A 15,958-nucleotide genomic window follows, 5' to 3' on the forward strand; every position below is an offset into this window, starting at 1 on the left:
CGGGTGAAGCCTCAGTAGGAAAGGGCGCGGTCCAGCGCCTCCAGGATGCGGTCGATGTCCGGAAGGTAGTCTTCCTCCACCTTGGCAACCGGGTAGGGCATGTGGAAGCCGCCTACCCGGATGACCGGCGCCTCGAGCGAGTGGAAGGCCCGCTCACTGATCCGGGCAGCGATTTCACCGCCGATTCCGCCGAAGGTGGGTGCCTCATGGGCCACCACCAGCCGCCCGGTTTTCTGCACGGAGGCCGTGACGGTGTCGAAGTCCAGCGGGGAAATGGACCGCAGGTCGATCACCTCCACGCTCCGGCCGTCCTCCTCCGCGGCGTTCGCGGCCGCCAGCGCAACCGGCACCAGGGGGCCGTATGCCACGACGGTGGCGTCTGTCCCCTCGCGGAGGACATGCGCCTTGAAGGGATCCTCTGCCCGGCCCGGCGCGGCGGTATCCACCTCACCCTTGAGCCAGTAGCGGCGCTTGGGCTCGAAAATGATCACCGGATCCTGGCATTCCACGGCCTGCTGGACCATCCAATAGGCGTCATGCGCGTTGGAGGGAGTGATGATGCGCAGGCCGGCAGTGTGGGCAAACAAAGCCTCCGGCGATTCGGAGTGGTGCTCAACGGAACCGATGCCGCCGCCATAGGGGATGCGTATGACTACCGGGACGGTGAGATTGCCATTGCTGCGCGCGTGCATCTTGGCCAGCTGCGTGGTGATCTGGTTGAAGCCGGGGAAGACAAACCCATCGAACTGGATTTCGCAGATTGGCCGGTATCCGCGGAGCGCAAGGCCAATAGCGGTTCCGATGATCCCGGATTCAGCCAGCGGCGTGTCCACCACCCGGTCGGGGCCGAACTCGCCGATCAGGCCGTCCGTCACGCGGTAGACCCCGCCCAGCGGACCAATGTCCTCCCCCATCAGCAGGGCCTTTGGATTGCCGGCGAGTGTCTCACGAAGACCCTCGTTGATGGCCTTGGCAATGGTCATGATTGTCATCAGTGGCCTGCCTTTGCTGCGGGCTGTCCGGAAGATCCGGCCGGCAGGTCTCCGCCTTCGAACCCTGCCGTGTATTCCTCAAACCATGCGAGCTCCTCCGCCACCAGGGGATGCGCCTCGGCGTAGGTGTTGGCGAAGGCGGAGCGGATGTCCGGGGTTTCAAGGTCATGCGTGGTGCGGCGGACGTACGCCGCGAGTTCGTCGCCGTCGGCCTTCACCTTGGCGAAGAACGCGTCGTCGGCCAGGCCTTCGGCGCGCAGGTACTTTTCCACGCGGGCCAGGGGGTCCTTTGCCCGCCACGCGTCTTCCTCGGCGGACTGGCGGTACTTTGTGGGGTCGTCCGCAGTGGTGTGGGCGCCCACCCGGTAGGTGAAGGCCTCGATCAGGACAGGGCCCTTGCCCTGGCGTGCGTGTTCCAGGGCCCATTCGGTGACGGCATGGACCGCCATGACGTCGTTGCCGTCCACCCTGATCCCCGGGAAGCCGTAGCCCTTGGCGCGGTTGGACAGCGGCACGCGGGTCTGGACGTTGGTGGGAACGGAGATGGCCCAGTGGTTGTTCTGGCAGAAGAACACCACGGGGGCGTTGTAGGAGGAAGCAAAGACCATTGACTCGTGGACGTCACCCTCGGAGCTGGCACCATCGCCGAAGTAGGCGATGACCGCGGCCTCCTCCCCGCTGCCCTGCGCTGCCGACAGTTTCTGGTCGCGCTGGATGCCCATTGCATAGCCGACGGCGTGGAGCGTCTGGGCGGCCAGGACCAGGGTGTAGAGGTGGAAGTTCGTGTCCTTGGGGTTCCAGCCGCCGTTCGACACTCCGCGGAACTGCCGAAGGAGTTCGGCAAGGTCCACGTTGCGGGTGTAGGCGACGCCGTGCTCACGGTAGGTGGGGAAGATGTAGTCCTGCGGCCGGCTGGCCCTGCCGGAGCCGATCTGCGCGGCCTCCTGGCCGGTCAACGGAACCCACAGCGCGAGCTGTCCCTGCCGCTGCAGCGCAGTAGCTTCCACGTCGAAGCGCCGGATGGCGGCCATGTCCGCGTAAAGGCCGCGAAGAACCTCCGGGGTGACCTTCTCCGCGTACTGGGTGAAGACGGGGTCGAAACCCAGCTTCCCGTCAGGGCCCAGGAGCTGGACCATCTGCGCGGGGGGCTCACCCATGACCGCCTCGGCATCAGCCTCACGCTGGTCGTCTACCGCTGTTCCGTCGAACTCGGTGGAAGGCAGATGTGTGCCCATACCGTCTCCTCGCTTGCCGCATGCGGATGCAGTGCAATGTCGCTGGGATATATGCCTCAAGAGGAATAGATTCCCGGCGCGGCATATATATTGCTTTACTGATCCTAACTTTATCTTCAGTAGGTACGCGCCGAGCTACTTGTTAAGCGCTAGGAACCCCGTGGCGCGTTTGTATAGTTCGCACACAGCTGGAGGAACCTGGTGTTGGCGTCCACCTCGCCGATGCTCACCCTGACCCCTTCGCCGGGGAACGCCCGCACTGACAGTGCCTGGGCGCCCGCAAGTTCGGCAAATCCGGCACTGTGATCGCCCAGGTCCAGCCACACGAAGTTTCCCTGCGCGTCGGGAACAGCCCAGCCAAGGCTCCGCAGCCCTGCCGTGACACGCTCGCGTTCATCCACCAGGCTTTGTACCCTTTCTACAACCTGGGGGTAGTTCTGCAGCGAAACAATCGCGGCCTTCTCGGCAATCTGGGACACGGCAAAGGGGGTTGCCGCAACCCTGAGGTGCTGCGTCAGCGCGGCGTTGGACACGCTGTAGCCGACCCTGAGCCCGGCCAGGCCATGTGCTTTCGAGAACGTACGGAGCACCACCACATTGGGATATTTGCGGTACATGGCGATCCCGTCAACGACATCTTCAGCCCTAACGAATTCCTGGTAGGCCTCATCGATCACCACCACGACGTGCGGTGGGACACGCCTGATGAAATCCTCTGTTTCGGCAGTGCCCAGGACGGGTCCGGTGGGATTGTTGGGCGTGCACAGGAGGACCATTTTGGTGCGGGCGGTCACGGCAGCCGCCATGGCCCGGAGGTCATGCCTGCCGTCGGCAGTAACGGGAACGCGCACGCTTTCGGCCCCGGAGAGTCCCACGCTGATGGGGTACGCCTCAAAGGAGCGCCAGGCGTAGACCACTTCGTCCGGCGTCCCGTCGTCGTTCCGTCCGGCAAACGTGGCCAGCAGCTGGTTCAGTGCGCCCAGGCTGCCCGCGCCGGTGACGATGTCCTCGGCGGGCACGCCCAGGAAGCCGGACAACTCCGCACGCAGCCTGCTGCTGAGCGGATCGGGGTACCGGTTGAAGTCGGTCTGGTGCGCTATGGCCTCAAGGACGGCAGGAAGCGGGGGCAGCGGGTTTTCATTGGAGGACAGCTTGTAGCTGGCCATCCCGTCAACGGCGGCGGGCGGCTTCCCAGCGGCATAGCGGGGCAGGCCGGCCACCACGGGACGGGGCTGGACACCACCCGTGAGGGTCTCAGAAGACGTCATGCAGACCAGCCTACTTCCCGTGCTGCAGGAGGGAAGCAGGCTGGTCACACGCTGTTGGCCTAGGTGCCGGACGGTGCTGCGGTGCTGTCCGCCCTGGTGCCTGCCAGCTGCGGCGCCCAGCCGTCTGCGCCGCGCAGGTAGGCCTCCAGCGTGTACTCACCGGCCAAGGCCGGGTCGAGCTGGGGCCGGGTGGGGGTGACCCGTGATCCGGGTCCGTTGTTATTGAGTTCGTGAAAGCGCGCTTCCTGCCAGGAGAACCCGCTCATGTCCGTCCAGGGCGTGCCGGAGATGTGGGCACCCAGCCAGGAGTCCCTGATGAGCACCTGGGCAATCGCCTCCACGTCGCCGCTCGGGTGCCAGGGGCGGCCCAGGTGGACCGTGCCGGCCGCGGCATCCGAGACGAACCGGCAGCCGGCGAACAGGTAGCCATGTTTGATCTGGATGTTGAGGCTGCCGGCCGACACGTAGCCGTTGTTGCTGTCAGACCCCCGGTCCAGGGACCGGATCTCGCAGCCGGAAAACACCGCCGTTCCCCGGCCGAAGATGAAGTCCACGTCCCCTTCCACGTAGCAGTGGCTGAAGAAGAACCGTGACTGCACCCCCCGGGAAGGCGAATCAACCAGCAGGGTGTCCTGGTTCCCCAGGCACCGGACATTGCGCAGGACGGCCCGGTCTCCTGTCAGGAAGAGTGCCACCGCCTGCCGGTTCTTCATCTCCTGGTTGGCGGCCTCGTCGAAGTCGTTGCTGAACGTGAGGTTCGCCGCTGTGAAGTCCGGCCCGTCAATCCGCACGCTGGCGCTTCCACCCGTGCCATAAGGTCCGGTGCCGTCAGGTTTCGGAGTGCCGGAGGCGTTGTTGTAGACCAGCACAACATCCTCGGCCCTGTCCCCCAGACCAATGAAGGAAATCCTGGGCTTGTTGGCCGGCACCCTGATAAGTTCCCGGTAGGTTCCGGGAGCGATGCGTATCTGCGTGCGGTGGGTGTTTCCGGCCGGCACGGCGTCCACGGCAGCCTGCACTGTCCGGAACACGGATCCTGCCCCGACTTCCAGGACCACGGGCTTGTCGATGGGACGTTCGCTGGGCCAGTGGATTCCGCCAAGGGGGTCCAGCTGGGCATCAACATGCTGGAAGTATCCCGGCGGGACTGCCTGCTGCGCCTGCAGCTCCGAGGCCACCAGCCGGGCCACGGCAAGGGCACCTTCCGCCTGGAAATGGGTGTTGTCCGCCACGCCCTCCGGGTACTGCGGATATTGGCCGGGCGACGCGTAGAGGAAGTGCGACTTTGTCCCTTCCGGGCCAAGCTTCTGCCACAGGTCCTTGGAGGAGGCGGTGAGATCCACGAGGGGCGTCCCCGTCGCAGCGGCAAGCTCCCGGACAGCCTGGGGGTAGGCACCGTGTGAATCCTGGGCAATGCCGAGCGCGCTGAACCGCCGGCGTTCCACAGGCGTGACCAGCACGGCCTTCGCGCCGCGGGCCCTGGCACTGTCGATGTACTTCTGCAGGTAGTCCTTGAACGTGGTCTGGGGGTCGGTGCCCCTGGCCGGATCCTGGACCTTCTCGTCATTGTGCCCGAAGGAAATCAGCAGGTAATCCCCCGGCTGGAGCATTGCCGTCACCTCATCGAGGAGGCCGGCGTCGGCGAAACTCTTGGACGACGCGCCGGACCATGCGTAGTCGAACACCCCTGCCTGCGGCCCCAGCAGGAGGGGAAGCGCCTGGCCCCAGCCTGCGCGGGGCCGTTCCGACTGCTGGTAAGCCGACGAGGTTGAGTCCCCCACCACGAAGATCACCGGACGGGTCCGGCCCTGCGGGGACGCATTGGCGGGGCGGACGGCGGCCTGCGAGCGCGCAGCGCCCGGTCCGGAGATTCCCGCCGCGGCCGTCGCTGCTCCAGCCGCAACAGCAGCCAGGATTGAACGGCGGCTGGGTTTGAGGCGGCGCATCAGTTGGCCTCCCCAGCCGTAAAGACGGGCCCGACGGCGTCCGAGAGGAGGGCGGGAACGGCCTGGGCGGCGTTCACATGGGTCCGCAGCACCGGCGTCCAGCTGTTATCGGCACCCAACTGCCGGTCCGCCGGAGCAGCTGCGTTGTAGGCTGCCCGGAGATCGACGATTTTGCCGTTGACCGCGTTCCCGGTGGTGGCGATGACCTTGCCCTTGAAATATGCGATGAGCGAGGCGACGGGGGTACCTGCGGGAAGGGTGAAAGCGTTTGCCTCGGCGTAGAGGTGCGATTCCACCCCTGCCCCAAAGGTATATCCGTAGGGGACCTCGGAGTCAGCGGAGGTCTTGAAGTGGTTGTTGTAGACGTCCACCTGGCCGTAGCGGACCCGCGGTGCCCGCTGGCCCACGTTCTCAAACACGTTGTGGTGGATTGTTACGCGCAGCTTGCCGGCGTCACCCCGGTTGGTGGAATCCGTGGATCCGATGAGCAGGAGCTTGTCATGGTCGGAGAACCGGTTGTAGGACATGGTGACGAGGTCCGAGCCGTTGGTGACGTCAACCGCTCCGTCATGGATCTGGTAGGGCCGGCCGAAGTAGCTGGGCTGGGCGCTGTCCAGGTTGGGGGCGTCGGTGAAGTGGGAGTGGTCAACCCACACGTTGGTGGAACCGTTAATGATCTGCAGCAGGTCATACTCACTGTTCCAGTTGCCGGTGGCGCCGTCGCTCGGATCCCAGGCCGGAAAGCAGTCGGCGGCATCGCGTACGGTGAGGTTCCGGAAAATCACGTTCCCGGCGCGGTTGATCCGCAGTGCTGCACCCGTGATGCTGCTGTCCGGGCCAGCGCCCACAATGGTGGTGTTGCTCGGGATGTCCCAGCGGATGGTGGCGGCCTGCTTGGCCGCTGCTGCGCGCCGCGCAGTTTCCTGGGCGCCCTCAGGTTCCCTGGTTGTCCCATACCGGGCGGGATCGAAATCATAAAGGTACTGCGCCAGGGAATAGCCGGTGCCGCTGGCATAGTCTTCACAGCTGAGCGGAGAGCCGCTCGCGTCCACGTTGGCCGCGATGTCCCCGTGGACCCGGATGACCTTCGGGTCCGTGCCGCCACTTGCGAAGGCGGCCAGGAGTTCGGTTTTGCTGGAAACGTCGTACACGCGGTCCGCGCCGGCGGTGGACCCGCCGGTGGTGCCGGCACCCGCCGCCGCCCAACCGTCGTTTTCCGGCAGTACTTGGCGTTCGAGCGGCTGCCGGGCGGTCTGGGCTGTTGGGTCCGCCTGCGGCGCGGGCGATGCCAACGCGGGGGCTGGTGCTGCGAGCAGTGAAACGGCAAGGGCCGCCACCACAGACACGGGTGTTAGGGGCTTCTTGTGACGCATGATCTCTCTTCCTCCATTGGAATGAACCACGCTTCGGCACAGGCGACGGCCTGCACGTCGGAAAGCGATTTCTCTACTATGAGAAACCGCTTTCTGAATGTCAAGGCCTTAGTTGATCCTTGACAAAATGAATTGCAGCGTTGTCACAGTGGCATGCAAGCGTGTGACAGTCGCTGCGGGAGGGTGCCTGCGCAGGGCCGACTCCAGCCGACGCCCCGAGGGGACAGCCGTCTCCTGCACCTGGCTCACAGGCAGGTGTGAAAACATGGGCGCATGCTCTCTTTCATTGGCCGCGTCCTCATCAACGGGTTGGCACTGTGGATTGCAAGCTGGATCCTTCCCGGGTTGGAAATCTCCACAGCGGCAACAACAGACGCGGTAGCCCAGACGGGTGTCTCGCAGGGAACGGACGTGGCCGGAACGGCTTTGGCGTATATGTTCATCGGCCTGATTTTTGGCTTGGTGAATGCGTTCATCCGCCCGCTGGTGAGCTTCCTGTCCCTTCCGATCACCATCCTCACGCTGGGCCTCTTCACCATCGTCATCAGTGCCGCCATGCTGTACCTGACCTCCTGGATCAGCAGTTTCACACCGGTGCACTTCACCATCGATTCGTTCTTCTGGACGGCCGTGTTCGCTGCCATCATCATCACCCTGATCTCGCTGGTGGCCGGCCGGATTACCGGAGTGCGCCGCTAACAGGCCTGCCTACCGCCCGCCATGCCCGCGTTCCCGCCGGCGGAGGTCCGCGGCGTGGAGATGTGACGCAGGCGCCGGTGTCCGTGCCAGGGAAAACCGCATGGCCGTTGCCGCGCCCCCGGCGCCGAGGACAGCACCCAGCGCGGCAGTGGACTGCACCAGCGACGGATCGGAGCTTGCTGACACCAGCCGGGCGCCGTCCTGGTAAGTAGTGAGGGTGTGGCCGGTGCCGAGGCCGCCCTCCCCGTCCACTGCCCTGGGGGCATGGCCCATGGACACGGTCACACGGCCCTTCGTGTCCGGATTGGGTGCACCGTCGGAGCCCGGCACCCAGTCTGCGCGATGCTCGAGGTGAAGAGACTGCACTCCCGGCGCGGCGTTGATCCCGGCGACAGGGGAACCCGCCGTCAGGACGTACCGCAGGTCGTATTGCCGGAGAAACCGGGGATCTGCAGCCAAATTCATGGCGTGAATCCCACCTTGGCTGTATCCCACGGCAACCACCGGGTCTCCCTGCCCGGCACCTGCGGCATTCAAAGCCTGCAGGGCCGCAATGTTCATTTCGTCCGAGCCGTAGAGCATCGCCTCACCCACCCCCACCTCGTCAAGGGGATTGGCACCGCCGGCGCCCAATAGTTCGGGCTGCGTGCCTGGAATCACCACAACATAGGCACTTTCTCCTCCCACCTGGACCTGGATGACCTCGATGAATCCCGGGCCACGGGCATCGATGAGGCGGATGCGCTCCAGCAGGCCGGCCGGGGAGGAGTCGAGATCAACGGAAACCGTCTCTTGGCGGTCCAGGACGAGGGGACGGTTGAACGCGCCTGCGTCCTCCAGCACCTCCCACGGCCAGGGTTCCCTTTCAATGCGCATCTTCACTCCCTGGGCGTCGAGTCCGAGGGACGCGACGAGTGTTTCCATCGTCCTCTCGTCAGCGGCGCCTGTGATTGACGCATTCACAAGGGCATTGCCGAGGTCTCCAATACTCATCATCCCCAAGGACCGCTCCATGGCTGCCCTCGCCTCCGCCATTTCGTACTCCTGCCTGCACGCCCGGACCTGGCTGCTGATGCGCTGGAGTTCGGTCCGCACGGCCTGGAGGCTCCGTTCTGACTCGCCCACCGCGCTCAGGGCCATGGTCCCGGTCCACCGGGGCTGGTCCTGGAACGGAATGAGCTCTTCCCAAATGCGGCGGGCCTCGGCCTCCACCCCGGCAAGCCGTCCCGCCAGGGCATCCACTTTTTCCGCGCCCGCGGCCAGCTCCTCCAGCTGGAAGCTGACGCCGCCCACCCCGCCCCGGATTGTGAGGGGGCCGTCCTGTTCCGGGCCGGTGACCCGGACAGGGCCGCCGGTGCCGGACGGCGTCGCCTCGGCCATCTAGAACCTGCCGCCGTAGGAGCAGTCGGCAACCAGGGTCTCGCGGCTGTGCCGTTCCACGGCCGCCTTTGCTTCCATCAATGATTCGAGGGCGCGCCGCAGGGCCGACGCCTGCAGAGCCAGGGTGTCCCGGTAGGCCCGCCCTGCCGGCGACTCCCACTGCAGGAGCTGGATGTCCCTGAATCCCGCAAGCACTTCCTCTCCCCGTACCACGCAGGCCGCCACACGGGCAGCCAGCTGGTCCACCTGGGAAACCCGGTGCAAGTCGGCCTGCAGGTCCGCCCCTGCCAGCTCACTGCTCACCCTTCCGCCCCACGGACGCCCCGCACCGCCCCCACAATTCGAGTTCCCATCCCGCAACCGTCCCTTCCATGCCGCCCCACTTCCGTAGCGCCCGCCAGGACACACCGCCCGGCCCTCTTCCCTGCCCCGACGCTACGGAAGGACTGTCCCGGGCTGTAGGGCCGCCGTCGGCTATGTGGACAAGTAACGTGGATGGCCGCCGCTTAAGGGGCCGCCGGAGTTCGTGAAAGAATCAGCACATGCCTGAAACTGCCGCCACAGCTGACACCCGTACGCCCTCAGGACGCCTGGCCCTTGCCGCGTCCCCGGAAAAGATCGCGCTCGGCCCGCTGGACGGCCGCTACCAGTCAGCCGTCGCACCCCTGGTGGACTACCTGTCCGAGGCGGCCCTCAACCGTGACCGTGTTGCTGTGGAAGTTGAATGGCTGATCCACCTCACCAGCAACAACGTCCTTCCAGGCGCCGGGCCGCTGACCGCCGCACAGCAGGACCAGCTGCGGGCCATCGTGACCGAATTCGACGCCGGCTCAGTGGCCGAACTCGCGGACATCGAAGCCGTCACGGTCCACGACGTCAAGGCTGTGGAGTACTACATCGGCCGCCGCCTGCCGGCTATCGGCATCGAAAACCTGACCGCGATGGTCCACTTCGGCTGCACCTCCGAGGACATCAACAACCTGTCCTATGCGCTGGGCGTCAAGGGCGCCGTGGAGGACGTGTGGCTGCCGGCCGCACGCTCGCTGGTAGCCCAGATCAGCGCAATGGCCGAGGAAAACCGCGCGGTCCCCATGCTGTCCCGCACGCACGGCCAGCCCGCCACGCCCACCACGCTGGGCAAGGAACTTGCGGTCATCGCGCACCGGCTCACCCGCCAGCTGGACCGGATCGAGAAGACTGAATACCTGGGCAAGATCAACGGCGCCACCGGCACCTACGCCGCCCACGTGGCGTCCGTGCCCGGCGCTGACTGGCAGCAGGTCTCCAAGTCCTTCGTGGAGGGGCTGGGGCTGACCTGGAACCCGCTCACCACCCAGATCGAGAGCCACGACTGGCAGGCGGAACTGTATGCCGACGTCGCGCGGTTCAACCGGATCCTGCATAACGTCTGCACGGATATCTGGAGCTACATCTCGATCGGCTACTTCGCGCAGATCCCGGTTGCGGGCGCCACCGGTTCCTCCACCATGCCGCACAAGGTGAACCCGATCCGCTTCGAGAACGCGGAAGCCAACCTTGAAATCTCATGCGGGCTGCTGGACGTCCTGGGTTCCACGCTGGTCACCTCCCGCTGGCAGCGGGACCTCACCGATTCCTCCAGCCAGCGCAACATTGGCGTGGCATTCGGCCACTCACTGCTGGCAATTTCGAACGTGGACAAGGGCCTGGAGCGCCTGGACGTGGCTGAGGATGTGCTGGCCGGAGACCTGGACACCAACTGGGAAGTCCTGGGTGAAGCCATCCAGATGGTCATGCGCGCAGAAGCGATTGCCGGTGTGGAAGGCATGGAAAACCCCTACGAGCGCCTCAAGGACCTCACCCGCGGCCAGCGGGTGGACGCCGCCCGCATGCAGGAATTCGTGCAGAGCCTCGGCCTGTCACCTGAAGCCGAGGCCCGGCTGCTGGCGCTGACGCCCGGCAAGTACACCGGCATCGCGGACCAGCTGGTGGACCACCTTAAGTAGCTCCCGCTGCAGTACCCCGGACGGTACGGCAGTAAAGTACGACGGCGGCGCCGGGCTCCCAAGGGGCCCGGCGCCTTCTGGTGCGGGTCATTCAACCGTGCCGGGAGTGCGAAACTGGAAGCATGAAGTTGCTGCTCATCCGCCACGGACAAACCCCCGGTAACGTGCTCGGCCAGCTGGACACTGAGCACCCGGGGCCCGGCCTTACAGAACTGGGCAAACGCCAGGCCGAGGCGATGGCCCGCTCGCTGGCGAACGAACCCATCGGCGCCCTGTATGCGTCCACACTGATCAGGACCCAGATCACCGCTGCACCGCTGGGCCGGTTGCATAGCCTGGAGGTCGAGGTGCTGGACGGCCTGCACGAGATCGAAGCCGGGTCCCTGGAGAAGCTCACGGACGAGGAGTCCCACAAGCGATACATGGGAACTGTCTTCTCCTGGGCGGCGGGGGACCTGGACCGGAGGATGCCTGCCGGCCCTGACGGCCATACCTTCTTTGACCGCTTTGACGCCGCCATCCGCCGGGTGGTGGAGCGGGCGCTCGACCAGCGGCACGAGGCGGCGGCCGTCGTGAGCCATGGCGCTGCCATCCGGACCTGGGCGGGACGCCGGGCGGAGGACGCGGACCATGAGTTCGCGGCACGGCATGTGCTGGCCAATACCGGGATCGTGGCGCTGGAAGGCGACCCGGACCGCGGCTGGAAACTGCTCCACTGGGACGGCAGCCCGGTGGGCGGTCTCGCCCTGGCCGATCCCACCGCGGAAGACCCCACCGGGCAGGACACCGCCGGGTCTTAGGTCAGCTGCCGGATCCGGCGGGCGGGAAAAACCGCCATTCTGCGGCAGGGGCTGCTGGCCTGGTCGACGGGTACGGGCATGAGCCGCGCGGCCATGCCCGCGGCCTCCGCCGCCGTCGGCCTTCCCGCACTGTCCATAGCGGTCAGAGACCGGATGAAGGAAGACCAGCCGGGACCCAAGGAATCCGGCACCTGGGGACTGCGGAGGGTCCTGGCCACGAGCGACTCGATGGCCGTCCCGGGAAACGCCTTGGATCCGGTGAGGAGCTCCAGGAGCACCAGACCCATAGCGTAGACGTCCCAGGAAGGACGAACGGGTCCTCCCGAGGCCTGCTCGGGGCTCATGTAGTGCACAGTTCCTGATGAGACACCCGGTTCCGCAGGTGAGCCTGCGGCCGCGACGATGCCGAAGTCGACAATGCGCACCGGGCTCCGCCGCAGGCCGCTCAGCATCAGGTTGGCGGGTTTGATGTCCCGGTGGACCAGCCCTTCTCCGTGAAGGTGGGCCAGGGCTTCGAAGAGCCCGCGCGCCCAGCCGGCGACGGCGTCGGGATGGTGCCGGCTGTTGCGGACCGCCTCCGAAAGGCTCGGGCCCAGAGCGAGCTCCTCCACCAGGAACGGCCGCCCCGCCAGCGGTGTTCCGGCGGGGACAACACCCAGTCCGATAAACCTGACAATCGAAGGGTGGCTGAGGGCGGCCAGGACCGCGGCCTCATTGCTGATCCTCTCGAAATGCTTCGCGGAGTCGTCAACTGCCACTTTGACGGCCACATCCGGGCCGCCGTCAAGGTCGGCGGCCCGGAAAACCTGGGCCAGCGTGCCGCGGCCCAGGAGGTCCCTGAGCTGGTAGCGGCCCGCCACCACGGGCCCGCCCAGGGCGTGCTCGCCTGGTGGCTGCCTGTGCGCCGGGGAGGGGGCGCTCATGCGGAGAGGGCCGCGGTGTTCGGCAGGTCCACAGCGGTTCCGGCCTGGAATGCGCGGGCATAAGGGGAGCGGATCCACGCGTCCAGCTGGAAGCCGCAACCGCAGCGCCACACGGGCGGGAGCTGGACGGGACCGCCATCCTCAGGTTCGAACGAGTAGACGACGGCGGCTGGCCCCACAGCGGGAGTAACCAGGTCCATAGCGGTTCCGCAATGGAAGGCGGCGCCGCTGCCCGCGCCGTCCGACGGCCACTGCGTGCTGGACGCAGGGCCCGTCACAGAAGACTCCAAGGGCAAAAGCTCAGTAAAGGTAACCAACACGCTCACGACTCCGGAGGTAAATGTTCGGGATTATTCGTAAGCATACATATTGCTAGTCAATCTAGCTAGTCAGGCTAGTTACTTTTTTCTTCATGGTGTGATTTCTGCAGCGCATCGGTCATCCGGCTGAGGAACTCCACCACCACCCTCGCCTCGTCCGCCGAGAGGCCCTCGGCTACCGCCATCATTTCGCGGTGCATATTGCCAAGGGTCACGCGCACCTCCCTGTCGGACTCAACGGTGGGGACCACAACGACGGAGCGCCTGTCGGTGGGGTGGGCCTCGCGGCGGACATGCCCGCTGGCCACGAGCCGGTCAATAAGCGAAGTGGTGGAAGCGCTGGTGATGCCGAGGAACTGGCTGATGTCCTTGGGTACCACCGATTTTCCGGAGGCTTGGACGCGCAGCAGGTAGCGGAGGGCCAGGATATCCGTCTCCCCCATGCCCATGGAGTCCCGGGTGGAGCGGCGCACCGCCGTTTCAGCGGTCCGGTAGTCCCGCAGGGACTTCAACACCGCGGCGCTGTAATCCAACTGACCGTCGGGCCCATACCAATAACCGGACCCCTCATTACCCGTAGAACGCATGCAATCATATTAGACCACCTAATAACTAGGCAGCCAAGTAAGTTGCGGCAGGCGGGTCGCGATGCGTTCTCCGGGAACTAACCGGCAGGAAACACCGGCGTAACCGCCTCCTCGTAGCCTAGGTTTGCATAACCCTTCGGCGAAGCGAGGCAGAATGCAGACCAACCCGCGGTTGAACATCAGGCAGGTGCCCTGGTCAAACCCCGTAGGCGCCGACCTGAGGCGCGCGCAGCAGGCCGAACTCGACGCCCGCTTTGGTACCCCTGACCACGAACCCGGCCCGCCGCCGTCGAGCGCGGACTGTGCCGTCTTCCTGGTAGCTTATGACAAAGGCTCGGGCCAACCCGTGGGGTGCGGCGGGCTGCGGATGATCGACGCCACCACCGCGGAGATCAAGCGCCTCTACGTGCTCCCGTACACCCGCGGCTCAGGCGTGGCCAGTTCGATACTGGCGGCCCTCGAGGCGGAAGCGTTCAAGCTTGGTTACACGCGCATCAAGGCCGAAGCGGGATCTGCCCAGCCGGACGGCCGGAACTTTTACGAAAACTCCGGATTTGAGGCCGTTCCCAACTTTGGGCCCTACATCGGGGTGGCGCACTCGTACTGCTACGCCAAGAGCATCAATGCCCGCAGCGCCGCCCAGACCGCCATGGCCTAAATCGGCGTCCCGGCGTCCCGGCCGGACGTCGTCACAGTGGGTGCCGCTGCAGCGCCTCGGCTAACCTCGCCCTATGGAAACAGCAGACATCACCTTCCGCACCCGCAAGTGGGTCCGCCCCGAGGACCTGAACGCAAACGGGACGCTGTTCGGCGGCAGCCTGCTGAAGTGGATCGATGAGGAAGCGGCCATCTACGCGATCCTCCAGCTGGGCAACGGCCGCGCCGTCACCAAGTACATCTCGGAGATCAACTTCGTCAGCTCCGCGGTGCAGGGCGACCTGATCGAGATGGGACTGACTGCCACGCGCTTCGGCCGGACATCCCTGACCATGCGCGCCGAGGTCCGCAACATGATCACCCGCCAGAGCATCCTCACCATCGAGGAAATCGTCTTCGTGAACCTCAGCCCGTCAGGGAGGCCAGAGCCGCACGGCTACACGGAAATCACCTACGACCGGGACAGGATCCCCACCCACCACCTGACGGAGACCCTCAGTGGAGAGGCACAGTAACCGCTGACGCTTCACCGCCTGTTTACCCGCACGCCCCCGGCCGTTCCTTTGACTGGACCAGAGTAACCAGCCGGGCTGTTTATCGAATCGATAGCCATAACAGCCGTGAATTCCGCCTGCCCGGCGTTAGGCTTGCCGGACATGCTCCGATTCCAGTCCAGAAATGAGTCCAGATCGTGCGTACTTTGAAGACTTTGGTTGCCGCCGCCGTCGCCGCCACCCTTCTTGCCGGATGCGGAGGAAATGAAACATCGCCGGGAGCGTCTGGTGATGCCTCAGCCCCGGCAGGCGGTTCCGGGGACACCCTGGTGGTTTACACAAACTCCAACGGTGAGGGCCGCGGGGAATGGTGGACCGCCAAGGCCGCGGAGGCCGGCTTCAAGATCGAGATCGTCGGCGCGGGCGGTGCGGACGCCACCAACAAGCTGATCGCGGAAAAGAACAACCCGATCGCCGACGTCGCTTTCGGGCTCAACAACATGTACTTCTCGCAGATCCAGGCCGAGGACGCCCTGGAGGCCTACGAACCGTCGTGGGCGGGCGAGGTGGACAAGGAACTGGGTGACGGCGAAACGTACTGGCCGCTGGTCAAGCAGGCCATCCTCCTCGGCTACAACTCGGACAAGATCTCCGCGGACAACGCCCCGCAGGACTGGACCGACCTGTGGACCAAGGACGAATTCAAGGACCGCTACGAGCGGGTAACCGGCCTGGGCACCGCCACGGCACAGCTGGTCTTCGCCGGAATCCTCAGCCGCTACCAGGACGACTCGGGCGACCTTGGCGTCTCGGACGAAGGCTGGGAGCAGGTGGAGCAGTACTTCCAGAACGGCAGCCCCGCCGTTGCGAAGACCGACCTCTTTGCCCGGATCGCGTCCGGTGAAGTGGACATGGGCCAGATGCCGTCCTCGATCATCGCCGAACGCGAAAAGTCCTTCAACGTCAACGTGGAAACAGTGGTCCCGTCCGTTGGCGTCCCGCTGGCCGTGGAACAGATCGCCCTGGTGAAGGGCACGGAAAAGAAGGAACAGGCCCAGAAGTTCATCGACTGGTTCGGCAGCGCCGAAGTGCAGGGCGAGTTTGCCCAGCAGTTCAACGCGATGCCGGTGAACAAGGAGGCCGAGGCCCAGGCCAATCCCGAGGTGGTGGACTTCTTCGCGGACCTCAAGCAGCAGGACATCGACTGGGACTTCGTCCAGGAAAACATGGGCGCCTGGGTGGAAAAGATCGAACTCGAGTACATGACGTAACCCGTCTCCGTCCACCCCGTTTCGCTTC

The 15,958-nt window shown here is 65.5% G+C and carries 16 protein-coding genes; 6 read left to right on the forward strand and 10 right to left on the reverse strand.

Annotated elements, in window-relative coordinates:
* Positions 1-11: 11 nt before the first annotated feature.
* The 5 genes from IEX33_RS05000 to IEX33_RS05020 all read right to left on the reverse strand — a co-directional run bounded on the left by IEX33_RS05000 (position 12) and on the right by IEX33_RS05020 (position 6,814).
* The gene (locus IEX33_RS05000) at positions 12-992 is read right to left on the reverse strand and encodes an alpha-ketoacid dehydrogenase subunit beta (RefSeq protein ID WP_188728271.1); all 981 of its coding nucleotides are present in this window, start codon (positions 990-992) and stop codon (positions 12-14) included.
* The gene (gene pdhA, locus IEX33_RS05005) at positions 992-2,227 is read right to left on the reverse strand and encodes a pyruvate dehydrogenase (acetyl-transferring) E1 component subunit alpha (RefSeq protein ID WP_188728273.1); all 1,236 of its coding nucleotides are present in this window, start codon (positions 2,225-2,227) and stop codon (positions 992-994) included. The genes IEX33_RS05000 and pdhA overlap by 1 nt, the downstream gene beginning before the upstream one ends.
* Before the next feature lie 149 nt (positions 2,228-2,376).
* On the reverse strand, positions 2,377-3,495 hold the full coding sequence (locus tag IEX33_RS05010; protein WP_188728275.1) for a histidinol-phosphate transaminase: 1,119 nt from the start codon (positions 3,493-3,495) through the stop codon (positions 2,377-2,379).
* Positions 3,496-3,554: 59 nt separating this feature from the next.
* A complete protein-coding gene (locus IEX33_RS05015; protein ID WP_188728277.1) occupies positions 3,555-5,441 on the reverse strand; it encodes a pectinesterase family protein in 1,887 nt (628 codons plus the stop codon).
* Positions 5,441-6,814 carry a pectate lyase family protein gene (locus IEX33_RS05020; protein ID WP_188728279.1) on the reverse strand — a complete coding sequence of 458 codons (1,374 nt, stop codon included), beginning with the start codon at positions 6,812-6,814 and terminating at the stop codon, positions 5,441-5,443. Before IEX33_RS05020 ends, IEX33_RS05015 begins: the two co-directional genes overlap by 1 nt.
* Positions 6,815-7,087: 273 nt before the next feature.
* Here IEX33_RS05020 and IEX33_RS05025 point away from each other — a divergent pair, with 273 nt between their 5' ends.
* Positions 7,088-7,513, forward strand: a complete 426-nt coding sequence (locus IEX33_RS05025) for a phage holin family protein (protein ID WP_188728280.1) — start codon at positions 7,088-7,090, stop codon at positions 7,511-7,513.
* Between the two features lie 9 nt (positions 7,514-7,522).
* Here IEX33_RS05025 and IEX33_RS05030 read toward each other — a convergent pair whose 3' ends face one another.
* A complete protein-coding gene (locus IEX33_RS05030) occupies positions 7,523-8,893 on the reverse strand; it encodes an alpha/beta hydrolase family protein (protein WP_188728282.1) in 1,371 nt (456 codons plus the stop codon).
* Positions 8,894-9,196 carry a hypothetical protein gene (locus tag IEX33_RS05035; protein WP_188728284.1) on the reverse strand — a complete coding sequence of 101 codons (303 nt, stop codon included), beginning with the start codon at positions 9,194-9,196 and terminating at the stop codon, positions 8,894-8,896.
* A 239-nt stretch (positions 9,197-9,435) separates the two neighbouring features.
* Between IEX33_RS05035 and purB the strand changes: the two genes are divergently transcribed.
* The gene (gene purB, locus IEX33_RS05040) at positions 9,436-10,878 is read left to right on the forward strand and encodes an adenylosuccinate lyase (RefSeq protein WP_188728286.1); all 1,443 of its coding nucleotides are present in this window, start codon (positions 9,436-9,438) and stop codon (positions 10,876-10,878) included.
* Between the two features lie 122 nt (positions 10,879-11,000).
* Entirely contained in the window at positions 11,001-11,678 is a 678-nt protein-coding gene (locus tag IEX33_RS05045; RefSeq protein WP_174177703.1) for a histidine phosphatase family protein, read from the forward strand.
* On the opposite strand, the gene IEX33_RS05050 is transcribed toward IEX33_RS05045, so the two are convergent.
* The 3 genes from IEX33_RS05050 to IEX33_RS05060 form a co-directional block, all read right to left on the reverse strand.
* Positions 11,675-12,601, reverse strand: a complete 927-nt coding sequence (locus IEX33_RS05050; protein ID WP_174177705.1) for a serine/threonine-protein kinase — start codon at positions 12,599-12,601, stop codon at positions 11,675-11,677. The genes IEX33_RS05045 and IEX33_RS05050 overlap by 4 nt on opposite strands.
* Positions 12,598-12,879: a hypothetical protein gene (locus IEX33_RS05055; RefSeq protein ID WP_229675247.1), complete on the reverse strand. Its 282-nt coding sequence runs from the start codon at positions 12,877-12,879 to the stop codon at positions 12,598-12,600. The genes IEX33_RS05050 and IEX33_RS05055 overlap by 4 nt, the downstream gene beginning before the upstream one ends.
* A 116-nt stretch (positions 12,880-12,995) precedes the next feature.
* Entirely contained in the window at positions 12,996-13,508 is a 513-nt protein-coding gene (locus IEX33_RS05060) for a MarR family winged helix-turn-helix transcriptional regulator (RefSeq protein ID WP_188728288.1), read from the reverse strand.
* A 154-nt stretch (positions 13,509-13,662) separates the two neighbouring features.
* On the opposite strand from IEX33_RS05060, the gene IEX33_RS05065 reads away from it, so the two are divergent.
* From IEX33_RS05065 to IEX33_RS05075, 3 genes are all read left to right on the forward strand, one after another.
* On the forward strand, positions 13,663-14,166 hold the full coding sequence (locus tag IEX33_RS05065; RefSeq protein WP_174177709.1) for a GNAT family N-acetyltransferase: 504 nt from the start codon (positions 13,663-13,665) through the stop codon (positions 14,164-14,166).
* Positions 14,167-14,239: 73 nt separating this feature from the next.
* A complete protein-coding gene (locus IEX33_RS05070) occupies positions 14,240-14,680 on the forward strand; it encodes an acyl-CoA thioesterase (RefSeq protein ID WP_188728290.1) in 441 nt (146 codons plus the stop codon).
* Positions 14,681-14,856: 176 nt separating this feature from the next.
* On the forward strand, positions 14,857-15,930 hold the full coding sequence (locus IEX33_RS05075; RefSeq protein WP_188728292.1) for an extracellular solute-binding protein: 1,074 nt from the start codon (positions 14,857-14,859) through the stop codon (positions 15,928-15,930).
* The last annotated feature ends 28 nt before the right edge of the window (positions 15,931-15,958 follow it).

The organism is Pseudarthrobacter scleromae (assembly GCF_014644515.1).
GTDB lineage: Bacteria > Actinomycetota > Actinomycetes > Actinomycetales > Micrococcaceae > Arthrobacter > Arthrobacter scleromae.

Coding starts and splice junctions, on each gene's coding strand:
- IEX33_RS05000 (WP_188728271.1), bottom strand. CDS start 992: ATGACAATCATGACCATTGCCAAGGCCATCAACGAGGGTCTTCGTGAG.
- pdhA (WP_188728273.1), bottom strand. CDS start 2,227: ATGGGCACACATCTGCCTTCCACCGAGTTCGACGGAACAGCGGTAGAC.
- IEX33_RS05010 (WP_188728275.1), bottom strand. CDS start 3,495: ATGACGTCTTCTGAGACCCTCACGGGTGGTGTCCAGCCCCGTCCCGTG.
- IEX33_RS05015 (WP_188728277.1), bottom strand. CDS start 5,441: ATGCGCCGCCTCAAACCCAGCCGCCGTTCAATCCTGGCTGCTGTTGCG.
- IEX33_RS05020 (WP_188728279.1), bottom strand. CDS start 6,814: ATGCGTCACAAGAAGCCCCTAACACCCGTGTCTGTGGTGGCGGCCCTT.
- IEX33_RS05025 (WP_188728280.1), top strand. CDS start 7,088: ATGCTCTCTTTCATTGGCCGCGTCCTCATCAACGGGTTGGCACTGTGG.
- IEX33_RS05030 (WP_188728282.1), bottom strand. CDS start 8,893: ATGGCCGAGGCGACGCCGTCCGGCACCGGCGGCCCTGTCCGGGTCACC.
- purB (WP_188728286.1), top strand. CDS start 9,436: ATGCCTGAAACTGCCGCCACAGCTGACACCCGTACGCCCTCAGGACGC.
- IEX33_RS05045 (WP_174177703.1), top strand. CDS start 11,001: ATGAAGTTGCTGCTCATCCGCCACGGACAAACCCCCGGTAACGTGCTC.
- IEX33_RS05050 (WP_174177705.1), bottom strand. CDS start 12,601: ATGAGCGCCCCCTCCCCGGCGCACAGGCAGCCACCAGGCGAGCACGCC.
- IEX33_RS05060 (WP_188728288.1), bottom strand. CDS start 13,508: ATGCGTTCTACGGGTAATGAGGGGTCCGGTTATTGGTATGGGCCCGAC.
- IEX33_RS05065 (WP_174177709.1), top strand. CDS start 13,663: ATGCAGACCAACCCGCGGTTGAACATCAGGCAGGTGCCCTGGTCAAAC.
- IEX33_RS05070 (WP_188728290.1), top strand. CDS start 14,240: ATGGAAACAGCAGACATCACCTTCCGCACCCGCAAGTGGGTCCGCCCC.